Origin of the sequence: Sphingobacterium sp. 18053 (assembly GCF_902706145.1) — a bacterium.
GTDB lineage: Bacteria > Bacteroidota > Bacteroidia > Sphingobacteriales > Sphingobacteriaceae > Sphingobacterium > Sphingobacterium paramultivorum.
The window spans coordinates 388,194-410,689 of sequence record NZ_CACSJW010000002.1 but is presented as its reverse complement, the minus strand read 5'-3'; the positions used below and the strand labels follow the sequence as shown (position 1 = coordinate 410,689).

Sequence of the window (22,496 nt, the reverse complement as noted above, 5' to 3'; positions counted from 1 at the left end):
TAAAAGAAATAGCTTATATTGAACCTGTATTGTCAAGCAATACAGGTTTTTTTTGACCTGTGCGCTAGATTAATTGAGCGGAAATAGATCTTAGATGAAAAAAATTCTTAAGGTGTTTGGTTATATTATTTTAGGATTGTTGTCTTTTTGTGTGCTCTATATTGTTGCTGAATACAGTCTGTCAAGGATTTCGGCTCCAAAGAAGAATATAGACGAAGAGAAGACGATTCAGGTTTTTGTTCAGTCCAATGGTATTCATACGGATATTGTATTGCCTGTCGTTAACGAAGATATGGATTGGTCGCAACTATTTCCTTATGGGAATACCGTTGGGAAACATAGCGGATATCGGTATGTGGGTATCGGTTGGGGTGATAAAGGATTCTATTTGGATACACCAGAATGGAAGGATCTAAAAGCATCGACGGCTTTTGTTGCTGCCTTTGGATTGGGGGAGTCTGCCATTCATGTGACCTATTACAATTCGGTTCAGCAGGATGAATTATGTTTTGCTTATCAAATCAGTAGATCCCAATACCGAGATCTGATAAAATACATAGAAGATTCGTTGGATCGAAATCAAGCGGAAACTATTTTGGTGAAAACAGATGCACAGTATGGTGACTCAGACGCTTTTTATGAAGCAAAAGGAGCCTATAGCATGTTTTATTCCTGCAATACCTGGACAAATAATGCCTTAAAGAAGGCGGCTATGCCAGCAGGTATATGGGCGACATTGGACAAAGGAATATTAAGTCACTATAAAAATAAGAAGTAGCTAGAAATCCATAAGCAGGATTTCGCTGAATGTGAAGTGAGGTAGTGAAAATGATAGACAAAAAAAAGCTCCAGGTTGTTAATCCCGGAGCTTTTTTTATGAGGAGGAGTGATTACTTCACTTCTTCGTAATCTACGTCAGTTACATCATCACCACCTTGGTTTCCACCTTGAGCTTGACCTGCATCACCTTGAGGTTGTTGTGCACCACCTTGAGAAGCAGCATACATTTCTTCAGAGGCAGCATTCCAAGCATTTTGCAATTCTTCGGAAGCAGCGTCGATATCAGCAAAGTTTTTCGCTTCGTAAGCAGCTTTTAATTTTGTTAAGCCAGCTTCAATTGGCGCTTTTTTATCTGCTGAAATTTTATCGCCATATTCTTTCAATTGTTTTTCAGTTGAGAAGATTAAAGCGTCAGCTGCATTTACTTTGTCAGCTTCTTCTTTCATTTTTTTGTCAGCATCAGCATTTGCTTCAGCTTCTTCTTTCATGCGTTTGATTTCGTCGTCAGACAAACCTGAAGATGCTTCGATACGGATATTTTGTTCTTTTCCAGTAGCTTTATCTTTCGCAGATACTTTGATGATACCATTAGCATCAATATCAAAAGTAACTTCGATTTGAGGAACGCCACGAGGAGCTGGTGGAATGTCATTCAAATGGAAACGGCCGATTGTACGGTTTTGGGTTGCCATAGGACGCTCACCTTGTAAGATGTGAATTTCTACAGATGGCTGATTGTCTGAAGCAGTAGAGAACGTTTCCGATTTTTTAGTTGGAATTGTTGTATTTGCTTCGATCAATTTAGTCATCACACCACCCATTGTTTCAATACCTAATGAAAGTGGAGTAACATCCAATAATAAAACGTCTTTTACTTCACCTGTCAATACACCACCTTGGATAGCAGCACCTAAAGCTACAACTTCATCAGGGTTTACACCTTTAGAAGGTTCTTTTCCGAAGAATGCTTTTACAGCTTCAACGATTGCAGGGATACGAGTAGAACCACCTACTAAGATAATTTCGTCAATATCAGATTTGCTGAAACCAGCATTTTTCAATGCAGACTCACAAGGAGCAATTGTTCTCTTGATCAAGTCAGCTGCCAAAGCCTCAAATTTAGCGCGTGATAATGAACGAACTAAGTGTTTTGGACCAGTTGCATCAGCAGTGATATATGGCAAGTTGATTTCAGTAGAAGTTGCGCTTGATAATTCAATTTTCGCTTTCTCAGCAGCTTCTTTCAAACGTTGCAATGCCATTGGATCTTTTTTCAAGTCAAAGCCATTGTTTTCACTTTTGAATTCTTCGTTCAACCAGTTGATGATTACGTTATCAAAGTCATCACCACCTAAGTGTGTGTCACCGTCAGTAGATTTAACTTCAAATACACCGTCACCTAATTCCAATACGGAAACGTCATGTGTACCACCACCACAGTCAAACACAGCAATTTTCATGTCTTTGTGTGCTTTGTCCAAACCGTAAGCTAAAGCTGCTGCTGTAGGCTCGTTGATGATACGTTTTACAGATAAACCAGCGATTTCACCAGCTTCTTTTGTTGCTTGACGTTGTGCGTCGTTGAAATATGCAGGAACTGTAATAACAGCTTCAGTTACTTCTTGACCTAAGAAATCCTCAGCTGTTTTCTTCATTTTTTGAAGAATCATTGCAGAGATCTCTTGTGGTGTATATTTGCGGTCATCAATTTCTACACGAGGTGTATTGTTGTCACCTTTAACGATATTATAAGGTACGTGTTCAGCTTCTTTCACAGCTTCATCGTATGAAAGTCCCATAAAACGCTTGATGGAATAAATAGTTTTATGCGGGTTAGTAATTGCTTGACGCTTTGCTGGATCCCCAACTTTGCGCTCGCCACCTTCTACGAAAGCTACGATCGAAGGAGTTGTACGTTTACCTTCGTTGTTCGTAATTACTACAGGCTCGTTACCTTCCATTACGGCAACACATGAGTTTGTAGTACCTAAGTCAATTCCTATAATTTTAGACATATCTTGTGTTTTAATTTTTTACTTAAATAAATTCTATCAGTCTATTATCAACCCTTATGCCAATCCAAAAGTTTTGTAAAAAAAACACTATTTGTCATCAATTTGTCTTTAGGTACTGCCAAACTGACATTTTCAATATACCAGTTGCTCTAATATCCTTTTTTTTGCTGACTCGTTTTGGCGATTACGTGGCATATATCTGCCAAAGATTTCCGAGAATTCGGCAAGTTTCATTTTTTTTGATTTCTTATCCCGCCAATCAGAAGGAACAAGTTTATTGGTATAGGCGATATTTGTAGCCCAATATTGAATGTGCATTTCTGGGATGACAAGACCCAATATCATTCCCGGGAGGCCATGACTCAAGGCTGGTCCTGCTGATACTGGGATTTCTTCCGAATAGTAAGCAATCAGATAAAGTGAGTCTTTGGTGGCGCCGTTGACTCTACGGCAGTTTACACCAGCAATATTGCGGAACTCCTCCGTGAAACGCCAAGTGATGCTGTCCAATGTTTCCGAAAGAATGTATTTTTCGTCGATGTCAAGCTGGATGTCTGCTGTACCCGCTTTCAGATCCTGGTAGAGGACTTTGCCATTCTTGTTGGCACCACCTCTAAACTGCCCCCTTTGGTTTCCTCCGATTCGGGCCGCACCCTGAGATCTGCCCCCTCTGCCATTGGCCGAACTTATCGTAGGGGCAGCCATTTTTACTTCAGCACGTTGTTTTTCGGTACCCTGGCTTTCCTCGGGCATCAACACGGTAGAATTCTCATCAAAGTAGAAGTTTAATTTTTCTGTATGTGAATCCGGTACCTTGTCGAGATATTCGACCATTCCCATACCTCTGTCCATCCCTTTCGAGCTCATGTCGTTGGACATCTGCCGTATGCGTGCTTTTGTGTAGGTGACTTTGTCAAAACTAATGGTACCCCTACTTCCAAAATAGGCGTATTGCGCCTGAAGCGATAAGCCACATAAACAGCAGATGATTACGGTTAAATATATTTTTTTAATCATTTCCTTTCCCTAGATATTTGTTAAAATCCCATTTTACACCGACCAAGAAATACTGTGTCAATACCTGTTGAACGGATTCGGAGTAGTTGGTGTCACTCGCATTACGGCGTGTGTTGTTAAACGTATTGAAGAGGTCAAAGGCCTTCACACTGAGTGTCATGCTCTCATCTTTCAGTACTTTTTTCTCCAATTCGATATTGGTATAAAATTGATTGATTGATTTCTTATAAAGTTTCGTAGGTCCTGTATAGCTATAGAAGATGTTGGCCATGATATTAAACTTCTTCGGTAGAAAGTATTTGACATAGGCTGAGGTCCCACCTTGAAAACTTGTTGCATTGTATTGTGTGTTGATCGAGTTTTGCTGGATATTAAAGCCTGCGTTTGCAGAAAGGTCGAAATCGAATCCTTCTGAATCTTGCTCATTTAAGCTTGAACCTAGGCTGAAGTTGGTATTCTTTGCATTGTTCAGCAGAAACTCGCCGCCGGATTGTCCGCCTTCAAATTTGGTGTAGCTATAGCTATTGTTAAATCTAACGTTTGCACTTTTGTTAAAATTGATACGACGATTGGCCAAGGGCTGCATATGGTTGATATTCAAACCGCCATTCCAGTTGGATTTACCAGATAGATTTTCATAAGTACTGATCTGGGCAGAGTTGTCCAGTATGGTTGTTTTGTTGACAATCGGATTATTTACGAAAGATAAGTTTCCGTTGATATTGATGTTGGTTCCTTTCAATAAACTGAAAGCATTATAATTGGCCGAAATATTATTGTTCACCGCGCGTTTTAGGTCCGGATTACCAACTTGTTGAAACAAAGGGTTGGTTTGAGGTTGCAGTGGTTGTAGCTGATCGAAGGAGGGGATGATATTCGAACTTTGATAAGCTAAACGTATATTTTTGCTATTTGAAAGACGATAATTCGCATCAACGTTTAAATTGTTGTCCCAAAAATTCCGGGCGAGATCGATTGATCTGTAACTATCATTTAACTTTTGATTCTTGTAGAACGTACGGTTTGAGAAATTGATTTCCAGCTTTTCTTTACGATAAGAAAAGTTAATATTAACACCTTGATTGGTGTTATTGTCAATCTGATTTTGAGAATACAGTGAATCAAACTTTTGCGTGATATTGTCTGTCGAATTTTGTGTGTTCGTATTCTTCGAATGATTAAAGCTATAACCTAGCGCCAAATTAATGTAATCGCTGATTCGGTTATTGAAGTTAATTGACGAGTTGAAGTCATTTCCGCTATTCCGTCCGTGCCGGTCTTGGTCAATAATTGTGCTATCTCCTGTTTTGTAGAAATAGGTTCGCGAATAGACTTTGCTGTCTGAATTTGACTCTTTATGGTTATTCCCGACCATTAGGTTTACAGAACGACCCGCTTTTAATCGTTTTCTATAATTTAAACGGAAATTATTGTTGGAGCTTGAAGAATTGGATTGATTGTTCTCCCTAAAGTCGCTGATCGGATTACCTGATCCGTCGCCCGTTTTGCTGTCTGTATAGGTTAGATTAGAATTGTTGGCCCAATTGGCATTGGATTGAAGTTCCATAGTTTGCGTGGAATCCAGTCGCATGTTAAGGGTTGACCTTAAACCATTGCTTCGACTATGCCTTTCATTATCGTTTTTGCTGTTTTTTTCCTGAATGGACTCGTCTGGTAGTACATTCTTATTGTAAGTCTCCGAGTGATTCCTGTTGCTGTTGTTGTCGTAACCATAGTTGGCATTGACTTTTAGGGCTTTTTTGAAGAACTGATTTTCATAATTGGCGCCAAGGTTTGTGTTCAGTGGTGCGCCCGTAATTTGGTTGTTCATGCGTAGAGAGCCTTCACGGCCGCTTGAACTACCCATGTTGTTGTGACTCGCGGTGATGCCAATCCGCTCAGTCTTATTAAATTTGGCCGCAAAGAGATTTCCCGCATACAATTCTTTTGATCCAGCCAATGCTTCCATGTTTCCAAAGATACCCTTTCTTGCTTTCTCTTTGAGTACAACATTAACTGTCTGGATTCTTACGCCATCATCGATACCTGACAGCTCAGCCTCCTCCGATTTTTTCTCATAGAGCTGCACCTTGTCAACGGCATCTGCCCGTACATTTCGAATGGCTATTTTAGGATCATAACCAAAAAATTCTTCCCCATCAATAAAAACCTTCTGTACTGATTTCCCTTGAGCAGTGATACTTCCGTCTCCCGTAACCGTAAAACCGGGTAGACGGCGTAGTAAATCTTCTAACTTCGCATTCTTTTCTGTTGCAAAACTCGCCGCATCATATTCGATGGTGTCGCCTTTCAGTGTAATTGGAAGACGTCGGGTGACAATCACCTCCTGCAAAACATTTCTTTGGGAATTTATTTTGATATCATGCAGATCGAGATCTTTGTCTGCAATTTGGATCGTATCACTATATAGTTCAAACTTGGGGTACGTGGCCAAAATAATATAGCTCCCGGGTTTGATATTTTTGACCTGGAATTTTCCCTCTTCATTGGCTCGGTTAAAATAACGGAGGACTGAATCGCGGTTCAGTAAAATAATGGAAGCATTGGTCAGGGGCTTGTCATCCGCCTTGTCTAGAATCCTCCCCTTGATGTTTATTTGGGAGTAAGCACTGTTGATGACGATAAATAGTAAAAGTATTAATTGAACTAATCTTTTCATGTACGGGTTGTATCTTTCAAATATAATTTACTTAATCGTTAATAAATGTAAAACATCTCTTCTGAATGTAAAATCTTTGGTATATAAGGTAGAGGAAATCACATTTTTTCTTGCTGTACATGTACTTTTTGAGCATCATTTTTTTTATTGCATTCAATACAGATTGTTGGCGGAAGGTTTTTTGAGAAAGTTAGAAGTAAAATTTACCTTTGCACAAAATTGGTATTATGACGTTTGAAAATTACTTACAACAATTCGAAGATATCTTAAATCATCCTGAGAATCACCCTACCTATCAAGATGATGAATATTATCAGTACACAAAAATGAACTGGACAAGAATGGGCCGTTGGTTAAAACGCTTTGAACCAACGTCGACTTTTGAACAATTTGTGGAGTCAATTACTGAAAAGCAACAATGGATCATTATTACTGAACCTTGGTGCGGGGATGCAGCGCATTCGGTGCCTATGTTGGCGAAGATGGCCTCAAAAAATCCCAATATTACCGTGGATATCCAACTGCGTGACAGCGCTCCGTTTCTGATCGATTCTTATTTAACCAACGGAGGTAAATCTATTCCAATTCTGGTGATACGTAATGAACAGGGACAGGATTTGTCTGTCTGGGGTCCAAGACCGCAAGCCTGCCAGGAGCTGTTTTTGAATATGAAAGCGCAAGGGGCAGATTTCTCCGAAATCAAAGAGGAGATTCAAAAGTGGTACAATGCCGATAAAGGAACCGAAATCCAAAAGGAAATCCAGGCTTTGCTAGAAAAATAAGAAAAAATACATCTTTATAATAGACTGGCAATTTTAAAGTTTAACCGGATAATCATCTCAGGAGTAGACCTGGTCTTTCCTGAGCATGGTTTGAAAAAGTGAAAGAATTCGCTGTAACAGTCCGCGTTTAACTTTGGTATATGTAAGCCTATTTCAGTATAATATATTCTGCCTTTTAACGCTGCTTGTTCGGTGCTTCCTCGGTACTTGTTCGGTACTCATTCGGAGCTTCTTCGGTTACAAGCGAAGAAGCTCCGAATGAGTACCGCTTCATATCCGTCGATAATTCCTATAAAGGCCGAAGTTGTCCTATCCTTTTCATTGTCTAATTCCAGTTTATTCCGCATTTGTTTTTCTTTGTATCCGTATTGCTTTATTGCCAATAGATTTAATATCGCCTTTGCTAAAGATTAAAAGATTTTAAGTAAAACGACCCGCTGTTTTTGTTAGCTTTATATGAATTATTGCCCATTTTATGGTGGGCATTCAGATTAGCTTAAGCGATAACTAAAACTAAAAAAAATATGAACATTGAAGATCTGAGGGAATATTGTTTATCTATTGGACCAGTTATGGAAGAGACGCCATTCGGTCCGGATACACTGGTATTTAAGGTTGGCGGCAAGATTTTTTTATTGGTGGGACTAGATCAGATTGATCAGCTGCGGTTTAATGTGAAGTGTAATCCCGAATGGGCAATCGAACTGCGTGAAAGGCACGAACACACAGTGCTTCCCGGGTATCATATGAATAAAAAGCATTGGAATACCATTATTGCCAATCGGGAACTTGATGATAGAAAGCTTGAAGAGTTGATTTTGCATAGCTATCAACTTATTGTCGAAAGCCTGCCCGCGAAGATTAGACAAGAAATTAGCGGGCGCTAAGTGTGTTTTACGTGTAAAGAATTAGTTGCTTGGTGCATAAAAGGAGTTAAAAGAGCTGTTTTTGGAGCGAGGAATGGTAGCTTTGCCAAATCGATGTATCGCTCAATAACATCGATCATTAAATTTACACTAAATATTATTTTTATGAAACGAACACGAAATTACTCGTGGGTAATCTGTTTTATGCTTCTTTTCAGTTTGGGAAGTTGTATAAAGGAGGAAGCGCTTAATATGGAAGCGGATATTGTCGGTGTTCATGCCGATGAAGATGTCTTCTTGCTGAACCCGGTCATCTCAAATACGCAAGTTACACTTTATCTTCAGCCCAATATTCATGATCTTACCAAGTTGAATATGACTTTTGACCTGACTCCTGGTGCCTCGATTGAGCTTTTGAAGGATTCTTTGAAAATGCCGGTCGGAACTCAGGATATGAATAAAGTAATCGTTGATGAATTGCTAAAAAACGGCGTATATTATAAAGTTACGTCCGAAGATCATCAGTTTACAAAGAACTACCTGATTAAAATTGTGAAAACAGATGGTGGATTTGTTCCAACAGAATATGGTTTTGAAGATACGGCGATCGATAAGGATGATAAATACACCATATTTTATAATAAAATTGATGGTCAGGATTTCTATAATTGGGCTTCCGGAAATCCAAGTTTCTCCTTGACACTGAGCTTAGGGGGAGGTGCAAAGGAACCCGAATCATATCCTACTAAAACGAGTTCGGATGCACATTCAGGATCGAAAGCGGCTTTATTGGAAACGAAGTTGACCGGTGCTTTTGGGGCGATGTTCAAGAAACCTATTGCTGCCGGAAATCTTTTTATAGGAGCGTTTGATACGGGACCTGTATTGACAGATCCGCTGTCGGCAACGCAGTTTGGTCTTCCTTTCAATCAGATACCGTTGGTTTTGGAAGGTTACTATAAATATAGTCCAGGCGCGAATGTGACGGATGAAAACATGAAACCGGTCAATACCAAAGATTCCTGCGATATCTATGCGGTTTTTTATAATCGCAAGCAGCTGATGGATTCGGAACCTGATCCGAAGAAGAAAGTTTCCTATTTGACCGGACATAATATTTTGAAAGATCCAAGTATAGTGGCTATAGCCAGGCTGGAAAATGGTGGCGCAACAGCGACCGATGGTTTTGTCAAGTTTACATTGCCATTTAAGTACACGGCGAAAGTAAACGATGCTGACGTTGCCAATTTGGATTATAGCATTGCTATTGTAATGTCTTCGAGTAAATATGGTGATAATTTTATTGGTGCTGTCGGTAGTAAGTTAACGGTGGATGATCTCAAAATTGTAACGAAGAAATAATGAAAATGATAAAATATACAATCGCACTGGCTGCGATGGTTTTGATAGGATCTGTTGCAAATGCTCAGGAAAATACATCGGATGAAAGTAAATTAGGCTTCGATGTGATGGTTGGCGGTAAGATCGGCGGAGCAGCACCACTATCGTTGCCACGTGAAATCCGAAAAATTAAAAGCTATAATCCGAATGTTCCCTTTTTTGTCGGAGCAAGGGCAAACTATCATATTGATCCCAAATGGGGAGTATCTTTGGGACTCGTCTTCGAAGGAAAGGGAATGGATACAAAAGCGAGTGTTAAAGGATACAAGACGACATTCAATGCTGTGAATGATGCAAAAGAGGAGCTGAGAGGTTATTATACGGGTGATATTACAACCAAAGTGCATAATCTGTATCTGTCTGTGCCGATTCAAGCTACTTATCAGCTTTCAAATCGTTGGAATGTGCAGGCAGGTCCTTATATTTCTTTTGCGGTAAGAAAGCAATTCTATGGCGAGGCCTATAATGGCTATCTTAGACATGAAGAACCTACTGGAAATAAAATTGTTGTGGATAATGCCGATTATGATTTCTCGGAGAGTGTTAGGAGTATCGATGTTGGTATGAGTTTGGGGGCACATTATGCTATCGACAAAAGATTCTTTGCGTTGGCACAGTTGGATTATGGCTTCAATAATATTATGAAAACTGGATTTGAAAGTATTAGTTTCGGATTGCATAATATCTTTATGAATGTTGGTATAGGTTATAAATTGAAATAGTTTTCATATCCGTAAAAAAGAAATGGTCGATCCTAGGATCGACCATTTCTTTTTTATATGCTGTTTTGCTCATTTAAACCAATTTAAATGATGCGGAGTCTTACATTTTTAATCCGATTTCTCTTAATCGTTCATCCAGGTACTGACCAGCGGTATAATCTTCGTAGACCTTCGGGTGTTCCGCATCGATGCAGGAATCTAATGAAGCCAAACTCATGGAGGATTTTGGATGTAAAAAGAATGGAATAGAAAAACGGGAAGTACCCATTTTTTCACGTGGCGGGTTTACTACGCGATGCGTAGTAGATTTCAACTTATTGTTTGTTAACCGTTGTAACATATCACCTACATTGATGACGATATCTTCACCTTTGGCTTTGATAGGGAACCATTCTCCGTCTTTTGTCAATACTTCAAGTCCATCTGCACTAGCCCCAATCAATAAGGTGATGAGGTTGATATCTTCGTGAGCGCCTGCACGTACGGCATCTGGAGATAAGGCATCAGGATCGCTGATTGGGAAGTAGTGTATTGCACGTAGAATAGAATTACCATTGATAACATATTTTTCAAAGTAATTTTCTTCCAGATCGAGGTAGGTAGCAATCGCTTTTAATAAGTCCCGGCCTGTATCTTCTAATTTTTTATAGACCTCCGCTGTCACACCGTTAAAGCGGGGTATTTCGGCCACTTCGGGATTGTCCGGAAAATCAGCTTTGGAGTATTCTTCACCAACGATCGTTTGACCGCGTTGCCAAAATTCCTTTAAATCAGGAGTCTTCGCATCTTTCGCTTTTTCTCTTCCTTTTGCTGTATAGCCACGTTGGCCTGCAAGTTCTGGAAATTCATATTGTTCCTTCGTCTCGGTCGGCAAACCAAAAAATTCAGGAACTACCTGATATAACTCTTCAATCAGCTCTTTTGATAAGCCATGATTTGCAATCGTTACAAAGCCCGTTTCGTTAAAAGCCTTGCCAATATCTTGGATGAATTGATTTCGTTGTTCTTGGGTTCCTTGAGTATAATGTAGCAAGTCCAAGCGAGGTATGTTTACTAAAGCCATACGGTGTTGATGTTTGTTCAGGACAAAGTTAACGGAATTAATTTTGATTATTAAACAGGAGCTGTTAATAAAAGTTTTATGTTTTGTTTTATTTGGTTGTATTTCAGTGCTTAAAAGTTTTCCACATTTTCTATTATTGGCAAATTCAGCTAAGAAATATGAAGCGCAGTCATGCTGACGAATATATGACAAAATTTATATTTTGGATCTTGTTATTCTGATTACTAACTGGTATATTTGTTATGCAAGCATAATAAATAGCTTGTGAGTACGCTTATGAACCAAAATCAGACAATCGACTATTTTTTAAAAACAGGCTGGCAGACAATTGCCAATAAATATAATCAAATTGCTTCGCAGTACGGTTTTACCCAGGCTGCAGGTTATATTTTGATTAACATCCATAAAGAGGGTACACCTGTTTCTCAGATTGCAAATTTGACAGGAGTTAAAACAACTAGTTTGTCTCGGGTGTTAAATAATTTGGAGTCATTGGGATTTATATACCGTGAAACGAGTGAAACCGACAAAAGGTCAGTAAAAGTATACTTGACTGAATTGGGTCGGGAGAAAAGAAGAATTGCCAAGGATGTGGTGCGTAATTTCAATCAATACTTAGCGGATAATTTTTCAGAAAATGAACGTGATCAATTGATTGCTTCTTTAGCGAAACTCAATGAGCTTGCAACCAGTTACAAGGAAGAAGTAATCGTTTAGAAGTTAAACCAAATGTACAGAAGTGCATGATAAATATGTTATGATGAACAGAAATATTAGAAAAGTGGCGGTTCTCGGTTCGGGTGTTATGGGCTCGCGAATTGCTTGTCATTTTGCTAACATTGGTGTTGAAGTTTTATTGTTGGATATCGTTCCGCGTGAACTGCTGCCAGCGGAACAAGCCAAAGGTCTCACGCTGGAGAGTAAGGTCGTTCGGGACCGAATTGTCAACAGCTCCCTAGAAACGGCTTTAAAAACAAACCCTTCGCCAATTTATAGCAAGTCATTTGTCAGACGTATCAAAACAGGAAATTTTGATGATAATCTAAAAGATATTGCTCATGTGGACTGGATCATAGAGGTTGTCGTTGAGCGACTTGATGTTAAAAAGTCTGTTTTCGAGCGTGTTGAGCAATTTCGTAAACCTGGAACATTGATTACTTCCAATACTTCTGGTATTCCTATTCATTTAATGACAGCGGACAGAAGTGAAGATTTTAAAGATCATTTCTGCGGTACGCACTTCTTCAATCCACCACGCTATCTTCCTTTATTGGAAGTTATTCCCACACCGCACACCAAGCCTGAGGTAATTGATTTTATTCTTCACTTTGGCGATAAGATGCTGGGAAAATCGGTTGTATTGTGTAAGGATACACCAGCATTTATTGGTAATCGTATCGGTGTTTATTCGATGTTGGCGGTTACCCATTTAGTGGAACCCTTGGGGTTGACAGTGGAAGAGGTCGACAAATATACCGGTCCCGCAATGGGGCATCCCAAATCGGCAACTTTTCGTACGGCTGACGTTGTAGGACTTGATACCTTGGTGAATGTTGCCAATGGACTGGCACAGAATGCGCCCGAAGATGAAGCCAAGGGTGTCTTCCAACTTCCAACATTCATCAATAAGATGGTAGAGAATAAATGGTTGGGTGAGAAAACCAAGAAAGGGTTTTATGAAAAAGTAAAAGCTGCCGATGGTAATTCGGAGATTTTGTCTTTAAATCTAAAAACACTGGAATTTGGTTCACAGCAAAAAGTGAAATCAGCTACTTTGGAAGCCACCAAGCCTGTGGAGGATATCCGCAAGCGGATGAAAGTATATGAACAAGGAAGCGATAAAGCGGCGGAACTTTTCCGTGCCATGCATTATCCATTGTTTGAATATGTGTCCCGCCGTGTTCCCGAAATTACAGATGACTTCTTCCGCATTGATGATGCCATGCGTGCTGGATTTGGTTGGGAGTTAGGACCATTTGAAGTATGGGATGCGCTAGGTGTCCGAGAGACCTTAGCTAAAATTAAGGCCGAAGAAAAACGACTTCCAGGTCAGGATGGGGAGGTTGCTTCCTGGGTACACGAGATGTTGGAAGCGGGATGTGAATCATTCTATAAAATTGAAAATGGTGTACGTCACTATTATGATATTGCGACCAAATCTTATAAAGCTATTCCCGGAACGGAAGATCTGATCGTATTGGATCATATTCGGGAAAGTAAAACAATCTGGAAAAATACGGGTGTTTCTATTATTGATCTTGGCGATGGTATCATTAACTGTGAATTTCATACCAAGATGAATACCATTGGCGGAGATGTTATCCAGGGCCTGAATAAAGCTATTGATCTCGCTGAAAAGGAATATCGCGGTTTAGTGGTGTCCAATGATGGGAAGAACTTTTCTGCTGGAGCCAACATTGGAATGATTTTCATGATGGCCGTAGAACAGGATTTTGATGAATTGAATATGGCCGTTCGTGCCTTTCAAAATACATCCATGCGCTTACGCTATTCGTCAATACCTGTAGTCGTTGCGCCATTTCAAATGACCCTCGGTGGGGGCTGTGAATTCTCCATGCATGCTGATTTTGTTCAGGCTCACGCCGAAACTTATATGGGCTTGGTTGAACTTGGCGTTGGTGTTATCCCCGGTGGCGGTGGAACCAAAGAATTTACACTACGTGCCTCGGAGGAATTTAAGGAGGATCAGATTGTTCAGAACACCTTAAAAGATAAATTCCTGACCATTGGGCAGGCGAAAGTTTCGACTTCTGCTTATGAAGCCTATGAACTCGGCTATTTGCAGAAAGATAAATTTGCAATTACAATGAACCGTGCCCGCCTTTTGGCAGATGCCAAAGCAAAGGCACTGGAATTGGCTGATGAGGGTTATGTTCAGCCTGCTCCACGCAATGATATCAAGGTTTTAGGAAACCAAGGATTAGGGATCGTGTATGTGGGGGCTTCATCGATGCGTGAAGGTAATTATATCTCTGATTATGATCGAAAGATCTCAGAAAAACTAGGCTGGGTGATGTGCGGTGGAAATTTATCGTCACCGACCGAAGTGTCTGAACAGTATCTACTGGATCTTGAACGTAAAACTTTCCTCGAGCTTTGTGCCGAACGCAAAACGCTTGAAAGGATTCAATTTATGCTGACCAAGGGTAAGCCTTTACGGAACTAAAAATCACTACTCACGAAAAAAATAAAAATAATGGAAGCATATATAGTAGCAGGATTTCGTACAGCAGTAGGCAAAGCGCCGCGGGGAGTATTTCGCTTTATGCGGGCGGATGATTTAGCCACGGATGTTATTAAACATCTTGTATCCACTGTGCCAAATTTAAATAAAGAAGATATAGATGATGTCATCGTTGGGAATGCCATGCCGGAAGCGGAGCAGGGACTCAATATGGCACGTTTCATTTCACTGATGGGATTAGACACGGATAAGGTCCCGGGAGTAACCGTTAATCGATACTGCGCTTCAGGTTTGGAGACTATTGCAACAGCGGTAGCAAAGATCAAGACTGGGATGGCCGATGTTATTATTGCCGGTGGGGTAGAGGTGATGTCCGGAATGCCCTTTGGAGGTTGGAAAATTGTGCCTAATCCTGTCGTGGCAAAAGAACATCCAGATTGGTATTGGGGTATGGGATTGACTGCCGAAGCTGTGGCCAAAGATTACAATGTCTCACGTGAAGATCAGGATGCTTTTGCACTTAAGTCAAATCAAAAGGCAGTTGCAGCTATTCAAAATGGTCATTTGAAAGATGGTATCGTACCTATCACCGTAAAAGAAAATTATTTGAAGGACGGCAAGATTGCAACGCGTGAATATGTCGTTGATACGGATGAAGGTCCTCGAGCCGATACTTCCCTGGAAGCTTTAGGGAAATTAAAACCAGTTTTTGCAGCGAATGGTTCCGTGACAGCAGGGAATTCCTCACAAACTTCTGATGGGGCTGCATTTGTCTTGGTGATGTCTGAAGCAAAAGTGAAAGAGCTTGGTGTAAAACCTATAGCAAAGCTCGTTAGTTTTGCTGTAGCAGGTGTTCCGCCCCGCATTATGGGTATCGGACCTATCTATGCCATACCCAAGGCTTTGGCAAGAGCCGGTCTTAAAAAGGAAGATATTGACCTCTTTGAGCTGAATGAAGCTTTCGCCTCTCAATCGCTAGCCGTTATTCGTGAACTTGGATTAGACGAAGAGAAAGTAAATGTCAATGGCGGTGCCATCGCTTTAGGGCATCCACTTGGATGTACAGGAGCTAAATTGACGGTCCAAGTCTTAAACGAGTTAAAACGCAGAGGCAAAAAATACGGCATGGTGACGATGTGTGTCGGAACTGGTCAGGGAGCTGCTGGTATTTTTGAGTTATTGGATTAAAATTAGCCGCTAAGAATAGCAATATAAACGAAATATGGATCTCTGATCTCATAACGCATAGAAGTATTTAAAAATTGTGGACAGCATCATCACTAAGCAGTGATTTGCTGGTCCATATAAATCTAAAAAGACAATGGGTGAAAATAAAGCAATTAAAGGCGGAGAGTTCGTGATTAGAGAGACTCCCTATACAGCCGTTTTTATTCCGGAAGAATTTGATGAAGAAGCCAAAATGATTCGTCAGACCTGCTTGGATTTCTTGGATACAGAAGTATTGAACAAGCTGGACCGTATCGATGCGCAAGAAGAAGGACTTATGCCTAGTTTGATGGATAAGGCTGGTGAACTGGGGATGTTGGGTGTTTCTATTCCCGAAGAATATGGTGGTTTCGGCAAGAATTTCAACACTTCTATGCTTGTTGCCGATGCAGTAGGTGGCGGGTTTTCTTTTGCTGTCGCATTGTCTGCTCATACGGGAATCGGTACGCTGCCTATTTTGTATTATGGTAATGATGCCCAAAAGGCAAAATATGTTCCAAAGCTTGCTACTGGTGAATGGAAGGCGTCGTATTGTTTGACAGAGCCCAATGCTGGATCGGACGCAAATTCGGGTCGTACTTCCGCAAAATTAAATGCCGAAGGGACACATTATTTGATCAACGGACAAAAAATGTGGATTACAAACGGTGGTTTTGCAGATATCTTTATCGTATTTGCAAAAATCGATGATGATAAAAACCTGACGGCATTTATTGTCGAGAAAGACTTTGGTGGCATCACGATGAATCCCGAAGAACATAAATTGGGTATTAAGGGATCTTCAACACGTCAGATCTTTTTCAATGATTGCGCCGTTCCTGTAGAGAATATGCTTTCTGATCGTGAAAATGGATTTAAGATTGCTGTAAATATCCTGAATATTGGTCGTATAAAACTGGGCGCCGCCACGATCGGTTCGGCACGTATGGTGATCAATCATGCGGTGCAGTATGCCAATGAACGTGTGCAGTTTAATCTGCCGATTTCTAAATTTGGCGCCATTCGTTATAAGCTGGCTGAGATGGCAACACGTTTGTTTGCTGTGGAGTCGGCATCATATCGTGCCGGTCAAAATATTGATGATGCCTACGATGCATTGATTGCTGGCGGTATGGATGAAGCTAAAGCAAAATTGAAGTCTGTGGAGCAGTTTGCAATTGAGTGCGCTATCATCAAAGTATGGTGTTCGGAGATGTTGGATTATGTGGTTGACGAAGGGGTACAGATTTATGGTGGAATGGGTTACTCGGCAGATGCGCCAATGGAACGCGCTTATCGGGATTCACGGATCAACAGGATCTTTGAAGGTACGAATGAAGTGAATCGATTGCTTGTCGTTGACATGCTGTTAAAACGGGCCATGAAAGGTGAATTGGATCTGATGGGACCTGCCCAAGCTGTAGCCGGAGAGCTTCTCGCTATTCTGGATTTTGGTGAAGAGGACGATGCGCCTTTCGCTGTAGAAAAGAAAATTGTGGCAAACCTTAAAAAAGCAGGGTTATTGATTGCGGGAGCAGCTGTGCAAAAATTGATGATGTCCCTTTCCAAAGAAGAGGAAATCCTCATGAATATTGCTGATATTATCGGGTATGTTTATATCACCGAGTCAGTCTTGTTGCGCGCAGAAAAATTGCTGCATACAGGATCTGATAAAGCAGACTATGCAAAAGATATGGCTAAGATCTACCTGTATGGTGCTATTGATAAAATCAGCGCCGCCGGTAAAGAAGCATTATATTCTTTTGGTGAAGGTGATGAACTGAATATGATGTTGGTTGGTTTGCGCAGATTCACGAAAGCACAGCCATTTAATGTGAAAGATGCACGTCAGCGAATCGCAAAGAAATTGATAGATGAGAATAAATATTGTTTTTGATTGGTAATAGATTATTGGTTTTGGTTAATGGCCGGAGAGAAATCTTCGGCCATTTTTGTGTTACAATCCTAAAAAGTAACTGTAATTATGCTACATTTAACCTTTTAAACCCTAACCATTATATGACATCTTCAAGATCATTTACATTTACAGAGGACTGGGTAGTCGTCATTTTGGGGATTGCTACCATATTTCTCGCACTCTCAGGAATTGTTGCGCCAGTACCTAGTTTTTCGTGGAGTAATTCCGCCGAACTCGTCGCAACGGTTTTCGACCCGACAAATTTAATGAAGCTTTTTGAGCAGTTTATTTTTGTATTCGTTACCGCGATATTGGGCGCCTTTCTTTTGGGGAAATCTGTGAAACATTTATTCGTTGTATTTCCTGTTGTATTTATCCTTACCGTATTTGCATTGGTGCTGGCAGGAAATGCAACGGTTAAAGAATATAATCTCGAAGCTGTAATTTTTAGTTTGATTATCGGTTTAATCATCAGTAATTGCTTTAAACTGCCTAATTGGTTTAAAGAGGCGCTCAGTACAGAGCTGTATGTCAAGATAGGCCTAATTCTGCTCGGAACTACCGTGATCTTTGGGGATATCCTGAAAGCGGGATCCTTGGGGCTTATTCAAGCACTGGCTGTCGTATTGTCTGTTTGGTACTTTGCTTTCTGGATCTGTAAAAAGTTAAAGATTGACAAGGAGATGTCCCTAATGCTGTCGAGTGCAGTATCTATTTGTGGTGTTTCCGCAGCAATAGCAACTTCGGGAGCAATTAAAGGCGATAGCAAAAAACTCTCCTATGTAATTTCACTGGTCCTTATTACAGCGATTCCAATGATGATTTTCATGCCTTATATGGCGGAGTGGATGGGCTTGTCGCAAGAGGTTACCGGTGCTTGGCTCGGCGGGAGTATTGATACAACAGGAGCTGTCGTGGCGTCGGGCTCCCTCGTAGGTGAAGAAGCGTTGAAAATCAGTACCATTGTGAAATTCTCCCAAAACGTATTGTTGGGGCTTGCTGCTTTTGCTATCAGTATTTATTGGACTTATGCGAAATCTGTAGATGACGAAACCAAGCGGGATAAACCTACGCTAAAAATTATATGGGAACGTTTCCCAAAGTTTGTGTTGGGATTTGTATTTGCATCGTTGCTCTTTTCATTCGTGATATCTCCTGAGAAGATTGATGCGGTCAAAGGAAGTTTGAAAAACTTACAGGGCCTCTGGTTTACCTTGGCATTTACATCCATTGGCTTGGAAACGAACTTTAAGGATCTATTTGCTCAAGATAACAAGAAGCCACTATATGCTTTTCTGATTGCCCAGACTTTTAATGTTATTATTACCTTATTGATTGCATTGGTACTATTTCGCTAAAAAGGTAAGTGTTTCAATGTGAAACAGATCGTTATATTGACTGTGAGAAAGGCTGTCCGAAAAGGACGGCCTTTTTTATGCTTTTCCATCAAGGGTTTATGAGTACCGTTTTTTTTCAGATTCGTAGCACAGATCTTCGTTTTTTATAAAATTGCTTTGCTTCTTGATTTTCGCTGGATTGTTGGTGTGTAGGATGGTTGTCTTCGTGATTTTTTTCATGCTGAAAGAAATTCGAAGCGCTTTTTATTTGCTTTAAGTGTCTTAAAATTAAGGTTTAATGGTTTTAAAAAAAATATCATTAAATCTATCAAATTAGTAGTCTTTTAAAAAATATTTATATATTTGTATCGTTATCTGATTTACAGGTAAATAGGAAGGCGAGCAAAAAGGACTGACTTGATTATGAATCGAACTAGCCATGAAATTGATTTTATAAAAAAGACATGTGATTAAAGTTGTTTGAGATTGCCGCCTGATAAGTGCATAAATTGATTCGTTTATGCAGCAGGAAATAAAAGAAAATAACAAGATAAAAAGAATGAAACAAAATTACTCTCCAAAAACAAGTTTATTGGTTGCTTCGGTAGAAGGATCTGTTGTTACCCTAAAAAGTGACAAGAAACGAATGTGTTGTTAAAATTTCTCTCTTACACTCTCTTATATTAGAAAAGGGAAGCCGAGGCTTCCCTTTTACAAAGTTTTAACAATGAAGCAAGTATCGATTGGCGTTGGCACTTGTTTTAGATTCACCATTAAACTGAATAAATTTATGAAAAAAAATGCTATTTTTCGAATTAGCGTCATTTTTAGCTTGCTTTTAACAGGTTCTTACCATACCTACGCGCAAGTAGAAAATCCTAAACCTATTATAAATGCCTCGTTAACAGGTACCGTAATTGACGCCGTAACAAAAGAGCCTCTGCAAGGCGTAACGGTTCAGTTGGAGGCCGTTACACACCAGGTGAAAACCGACAGTAAAGGTGTTTTCCAGTTTGTAACTGGACAAAAATTGCCATTTTCATTGATTGTATCCATTGTTGGTTATCAAACCCGTCATATCGTTGTAGACCATTCTCCGGCAGTGATTGAACTTACACCACGATTGGAAGCATTGGATCAAGTAGTGGTCACTGCACGCCGTCGTAAGGAACAGTTACAGGATGTTCCGATTCCCATATCGATTATTCGTGGCGCTGCATTGGAGGATGCAGGGGCATTTAATGTCAATCGACTAAAAGAGCTTGTACCTACAGTTCAGTTATATGCATCGAATGCACGTAATACGACGCTTAATATCCGGGGACTGGGCTCAACTTATGGCCTCACCAATGATGGTATCGATCCTGGTGTAGGATTTTATCTTGATGGTGTATATATTGCCCGTCCTGCCGCGACTTGGCTAGACTTTATTGATATCGACCAGATAGAGGTACTGCGTGGACCCCAAGGTACACTCTTTGGAAAGAACACAACAGCAGGTGCATTCAATATAACCTCACGTTTACCACAATTCACACCAGAGGCCAATGTGGAAGTCAGTTACGGAAACCAAGGTTTTATTCAGGCGAAGACTTCAATCTCAGGGCCATTGGCCAAAAACCTGGCTGCGAGAGCTTCTTTCTCTGGCACACAACGGGATGGAAACCTGTTTAATGTACATACCAATAGGAAGATCAATGATATCAACAACCTGGGCTTTAGAGGGCAATTGCTGTTTACCCCGACCGAAAATATCAAACTGGTGCTTTCTGGGGACGTGTCATCACAAAAGCCTGATGGTTACGGTTGGGCGGTTGCCGGAGTTGTAAAAACACAGCGTGCGGACTACAGACAATTTGATGCAATTATTAAAGATCTTGGCTACGAGTTGCCCTATAAAAGTGCCTTCGAGCGTAAGATAGATTTGGATACACAGTCCAAAGCTGATAATAAATTGGGTGGTGTCGCATTGAATGCCGATATCAAGATTGGAGAAGGGACACTGACCTCAACTTCTGCGTGGCGGACATGGACATGGGTTCCGCTCAATGACCGCGATTACTTAGGACTTCCGGTATACACCGTTTCAGCAGGTAATTCCGTCCATAATCAGTGGTCACAGGAATTCAGATACTCCGGAAAAATCAGTGAAAAGGTCAGCGGAGTTGTCGGACTATTTGGTCTGTGGCAGGATCTAGGCACCGATCCCGTACATACTGAAGAAACCGGATCTTCATTCTGGCGGTTTCAAAAAAGCTCTACCAGTGCTTTGTGGCAAACACCGGGATTATTTGACAATTTTGGAATCAAGACCGTTTACGGAATTAAGAGTACAAGCTTGGCAGCCTATACACAGATTGATTGGGCTGTGACACCAAAATTACACATCCTCCCAGGGCTGCGCTACAACTACGATAAAAAGGTGGCTAACTACGATAGGCAGACCTATGGTGGTTTGCAGACGTCAGACCCGGCACTGCTAGCCTTAAAGAACGGTGTATATACCAATCAGACTTTTGATATCAATGCGGATGCCGATAATTTCTCAGGTCAGCTATCGGCAAGATATCGTTTCAATCCGAAGATAAATGCTTATGCAACGTATTCCATCAGCTATAAACCTGTCGGTATCAACGTTGGTGGATTGCCGACTGCCAATGGAGCAGTGTTGCTGGATCTCGCCGAAGTAAAACCTGAGGCTGTACGTCATAAGGAAATTGGTGTTAAGACAAATCCAACGCGCAATTCACTCCTCAATCTGACCGTCTACCAAACGGATATCAAAGACTATCAGACCCAAGTGCAGACTCCTGAACCTGGGGTGAACCGTGGTTATCTGGCCAATGCGGAAAAGGTGCGTGTAAAAGGTGTTGAATTGGATGGAAATATCAACATCGGACATTTTCTCCGATTGAATGGAGCGCTAGCCTATACAGATGCCAAGTATGTCAAATTTACCAATGCACCTGTCCCTTTAGAAGAGGTTGGCGGAGCTCAGGCTTTTAAAGATATCTCTGGCGGCGTCCTTCCTGGTGTTTCCAAATGGTCTTGGTCGCTGGGTGGTGAAGCGAATAAAAGCGGTAAGCTGATCGGGATTAATGGATCTTACTTTTTGGGCGCAGACCTATTTCACCGCTCTAAATTTTCATCCAGTTCTTCCCCCTCACAATACCTAAATATTGATGCCTATTCGGTATTGAACGCCAGGCTAGGATTCAGGGGATCGAATGGTATTTCGGTGTTTGTGTGGAGTAGAAATCTAACAAATAAAGATTACTACGAACAGTTGCTGGCGGCACCTGGAAGTTATGGGCAATACGCAGGTGTAGTTGCAGATCCAAGGACTTACGGCGTTACACTGCGATACAATTGGAAACAAGGAAATTAAATCCGTAATTCATATTATATTCTTATCGACCGTCTCCATTTCATCATGGGGACGGTTTTTCTTTTTTCGGTAATTTTCAATAGCTCCTTTTTTTATATATGGAAATTTGTATATTA

At 40.7% G+C, this 22,496-nt stretch carries 15 protein-coding genes; 11 read left to right on the top strand and 4 right to left on the bottom strand.

The annotated features are described in order from the left end of the window. The first annotated feature begins 94 nt into the window (after window positions 1-94). A complete protein-coding gene (locus GVK91_RS05645; protein ID WP_153844331.1) occupies window positions 95-778 on the top strand; it encodes a TIGR02117 family protein in 684 nt (227 codons plus the stop codon). 112 nt (window positions 779-890) lie between these two features. Here the strand turns inward: GVK91_RS05645 and dnaK are convergent, their stop codons facing one another. The 3 genes from dnaK to GVK91_RS05630 all read right to left on the bottom strand — a co-directional run bounded on the left by dnaK (window position 891) and on the right by GVK91_RS05630 (window position 6,492). Next, complete coding sequence (dnaK, locus tag GVK91_RS05640) at window positions 891-2,795, bottom strand: molecular chaperone DnaK (protein WP_153844330.1); 1,905 nt, start codon at window positions 2,793-2,795, stop codon at window positions 891-893. Window positions 2,796-2,927: 132 nt separating this feature from the next. Then, entirely contained in the window at window positions 2,928-3,812 is an 885-nt protein-coding gene (locus GVK91_RS05635; protein WP_153844329.1) for a GLPGLI family protein, read from the bottom strand. After that, complete coding sequence (locus GVK91_RS05630) at window positions 3,805-6,492, bottom strand: TonB-dependent receptor (RefSeq protein WP_159727416.1); 2,688 nt, start codon at window positions 6,490-6,492, stop codon at window positions 3,805-3,807. The genes GVK91_RS05635 and GVK91_RS05630 overlap by 8 nt, the downstream gene beginning before the upstream one ends. Before the next feature lie 227 nt (window positions 6,493-6,719). On the opposite strand from GVK91_RS05630, the gene GVK91_RS05625 reads away from it, so the two are divergent. The 4 genes from GVK91_RS05625 to GVK91_RS05610 all read left to right on the top strand — a co-directional run bounded on the left by GVK91_RS05625 (window position 6,720) and on the right by GVK91_RS05610 (window position 10,263). Continuing rightward, window positions 6,720-7,274: a thioredoxin family protein gene (locus GVK91_RS05625; protein WP_159727414.1), complete on the top strand. Its 555-nt coding sequence runs from the start codon at window positions 6,720-6,722 to the stop codon at window positions 7,272-7,274. Between the two features lie 572 nt (window positions 7,275-7,846). Then, a complete protein-coding gene (locus GVK91_RS05620) occupies window positions 7,847-8,161 on the top strand; it encodes an MmcQ/YjbR family DNA-binding protein (RefSeq protein ID WP_317164619.1) in 315 nt (104 codons plus the stop codon). Window positions 8,162-8,305: 144 nt separating this feature from the next. Beyond that, complete coding sequence (locus GVK91_RS05615; RefSeq protein WP_235032767.1) at window positions 8,306-9,502, top strand: PCMD domain-containing protein; 1,197 nt, start codon at window positions 8,306-8,308, stop codon at window positions 9,500-9,502. 5 nt (window positions 9,503-9,507) lie between these two features. Then, window positions 9,508-10,263 carry a porin family protein gene (locus tag GVK91_RS05610; protein ID WP_227550062.1) on the top strand — a complete coding sequence of 252 codons (756 nt, stop codon included), beginning with the start codon at window positions 9,508-9,510 and terminating at the stop codon, window positions 10,261-10,263. A 100-nt stretch (window positions 10,264-10,363) separates the two neighbouring features. Here the strand turns inward: GVK91_RS05610 and GVK91_RS05605 are convergent, their stop codons facing one another. Next, on the bottom strand, window positions 10,364-11,326 hold the full coding sequence (locus tag GVK91_RS05605; protein ID WP_153844324.1) for an isopenicillin N synthase family oxygenase: 963 nt from the start codon (window positions 11,324-11,326) through the stop codon (window positions 10,364-10,366). A 276-nt stretch (window positions 11,327-11,602) separates the two neighbouring features. Between GVK91_RS05605 and GVK91_RS05600 the strand changes: the two genes are divergently transcribed. The 6 genes from GVK91_RS05600 to GVK91_RS05575 all read left to right on the top strand — a co-directional run bounded on the left by GVK91_RS05600 (window position 11,603) and on the right by GVK91_RS05575 (window position 22,380). Continuing rightward, entirely contained in the window at window positions 11,603-12,043 is a 441-nt protein-coding gene (locus GVK91_RS05600) for a MarR family winged helix-turn-helix transcriptional regulator (protein ID WP_075995002.1), read from the top strand. Window positions 12,044-12,083: 40 nt separating this feature from the next. Beyond that, window positions 12,084-14,513 (top strand): 3-hydroxyacyl-CoA dehydrogenase/enoyl-CoA hydratase family protein, encoded by a 2,430-nt coding sequence (locus GVK91_RS05595; RefSeq protein WP_159727410.1) that lies wholly within the window; start codon window positions 12,084-12,086, stop codon window positions 14,511-14,513. A 30-nt stretch (window positions 14,514-14,543) separates the two neighbouring features. Next, window positions 14,544-15,719, top strand: a complete 1,176-nt coding sequence (locus tag GVK91_RS05590; protein ID WP_088163166.1) for an acetyl-CoA C-acyltransferase — start codon at window positions 14,544-14,546, stop codon at window positions 15,717-15,719. Window positions 15,720-15,852: 133 nt separating this feature from the next. Next, the gene (locus tag GVK91_RS05585) at window positions 15,853-17,634 is read left to right on the top strand and encodes an acyl-CoA dehydrogenase family protein (RefSeq protein ID WP_159727408.1); all 1,782 of its coding nucleotides are present in this window, start codon (window positions 15,853-15,855) and stop codon (window positions 17,632-17,634) included. A 122-nt stretch (window positions 17,635-17,756) separates the two neighbouring features. Next, entirely contained in the window at window positions 17,757-19,013 is a 1,257-nt protein-coding gene (locus GVK91_RS05580; RefSeq protein ID WP_153844321.1) for a YeiH family protein, read from the top strand. A 769-nt stretch (window positions 19,014-19,782) separates the two neighbouring features. Continuing rightward, complete coding sequence (locus tag GVK91_RS05575; protein WP_159727406.1) at window positions 19,783-22,380, top strand: TonB-dependent receptor; 2,598 nt, start codon at window positions 19,783-19,785, stop codon at window positions 22,378-22,380. Window positions 22,381-22,496: the final 116 nt, after the last annotated feature.

What these genes read in the sequence shown, in the direction of transcription:
- GVK91_RS05645 (WP_153844331.1), top strand. Translation starts at nt 95, where the DNA reads ATGAAAAAAATTCTTAAGGTGTTTGGTTATATTATTTTAGGATTGTTG.
- dnaK (WP_153844330.1), bottom strand. Translation starts at nt 2,795, where the DNA reads ATGTCTAAAATTATAGGAATTGACTTAGGTACTACAAACTCATGTGTT.
- GVK91_RS05635 (WP_153844329.1), bottom strand. Translation starts at nt 3,812, where the DNA reads ATGATTAAAAAAATATATTTAACCGTAATCATCTGCTGTTTATGTGGC.
- GVK91_RS05630 (WP_159727416.1), bottom strand. Translation starts at nt 6,492, where the DNA reads ATGAAAAGATTAGTTCAATTAATACTTTTACTATTTATCGTCATCAAC.
- GVK91_RS05625 (WP_159727414.1), top strand. Translation starts at nt 6,720, where the DNA reads ATGACGTTTGAAAATTACTTACAACAATTCGAAGATATCTTAAATCAT.
- GVK91_RS05620 (WP_317164619.1), top strand. Translation starts at nt 7,847, where the DNA reads ATGGAAGAGACGCCATTCGGTCCGGATACACTGGTATTTAAGGTTGGC.
- GVK91_RS05615 (WP_235032767.1), top strand. Translation starts at nt 8,306, where the DNA reads ATGAAACGAACACGAAATTACTCGTGGGTAATCTGTTTTATGCTTCTT.
- GVK91_RS05610 (WP_227550062.1), top strand. Translation starts at nt 9,508, where the DNA reads ATGATAAAATATACAATCGCACTGGCTGCGATGGTTTTGATAGGATCT.
- GVK91_RS05605 (WP_153844324.1), bottom strand. Translation starts at nt 11,326, where the DNA reads ATGGCTTTAGTAAACATACCTCGCTTGGACTTGCTACATTATACTCAA.
- GVK91_RS05600 (WP_075995002.1), top strand. Translation starts at nt 11,603, where the DNA reads ATGAACCAAAATCAGACAATCGACTATTTTTTAAAAACAGGCTGGCAG.
- GVK91_RS05595 (WP_159727410.1), top strand. Translation starts at nt 12,084, where the DNA reads ATGATGAACAGAAATATTAGAAAAGTGGCGGTTCTCGGTTCGGGTGTT.
- GVK91_RS05590 (WP_088163166.1), top strand. Translation starts at nt 14,544, where the DNA reads ATGGAAGCATATATAGTAGCAGGATTTCGTACAGCAGTAGGCAAAGCG.
- GVK91_RS05585 (WP_159727408.1), top strand. Translation starts at nt 15,853, where the DNA reads ATGGGTGAAAATAAAGCAATTAAAGGCGGAGAGTTCGTGATTAGAGAG.
- GVK91_RS05580 (WP_153844321.1), top strand. Translation starts at nt 17,757, where the DNA reads ATGACATCTTCAAGATCATTTACATTTACAGAGGACTGGGTAGTCGTC.
- GVK91_RS05575 (WP_159727406.1), top strand. Translation starts at nt 19,783, where the DNA reads ATGAAAAAAAATGCTATTTTTCGAATTAGCGTCATTTTTAGCTTGCTT.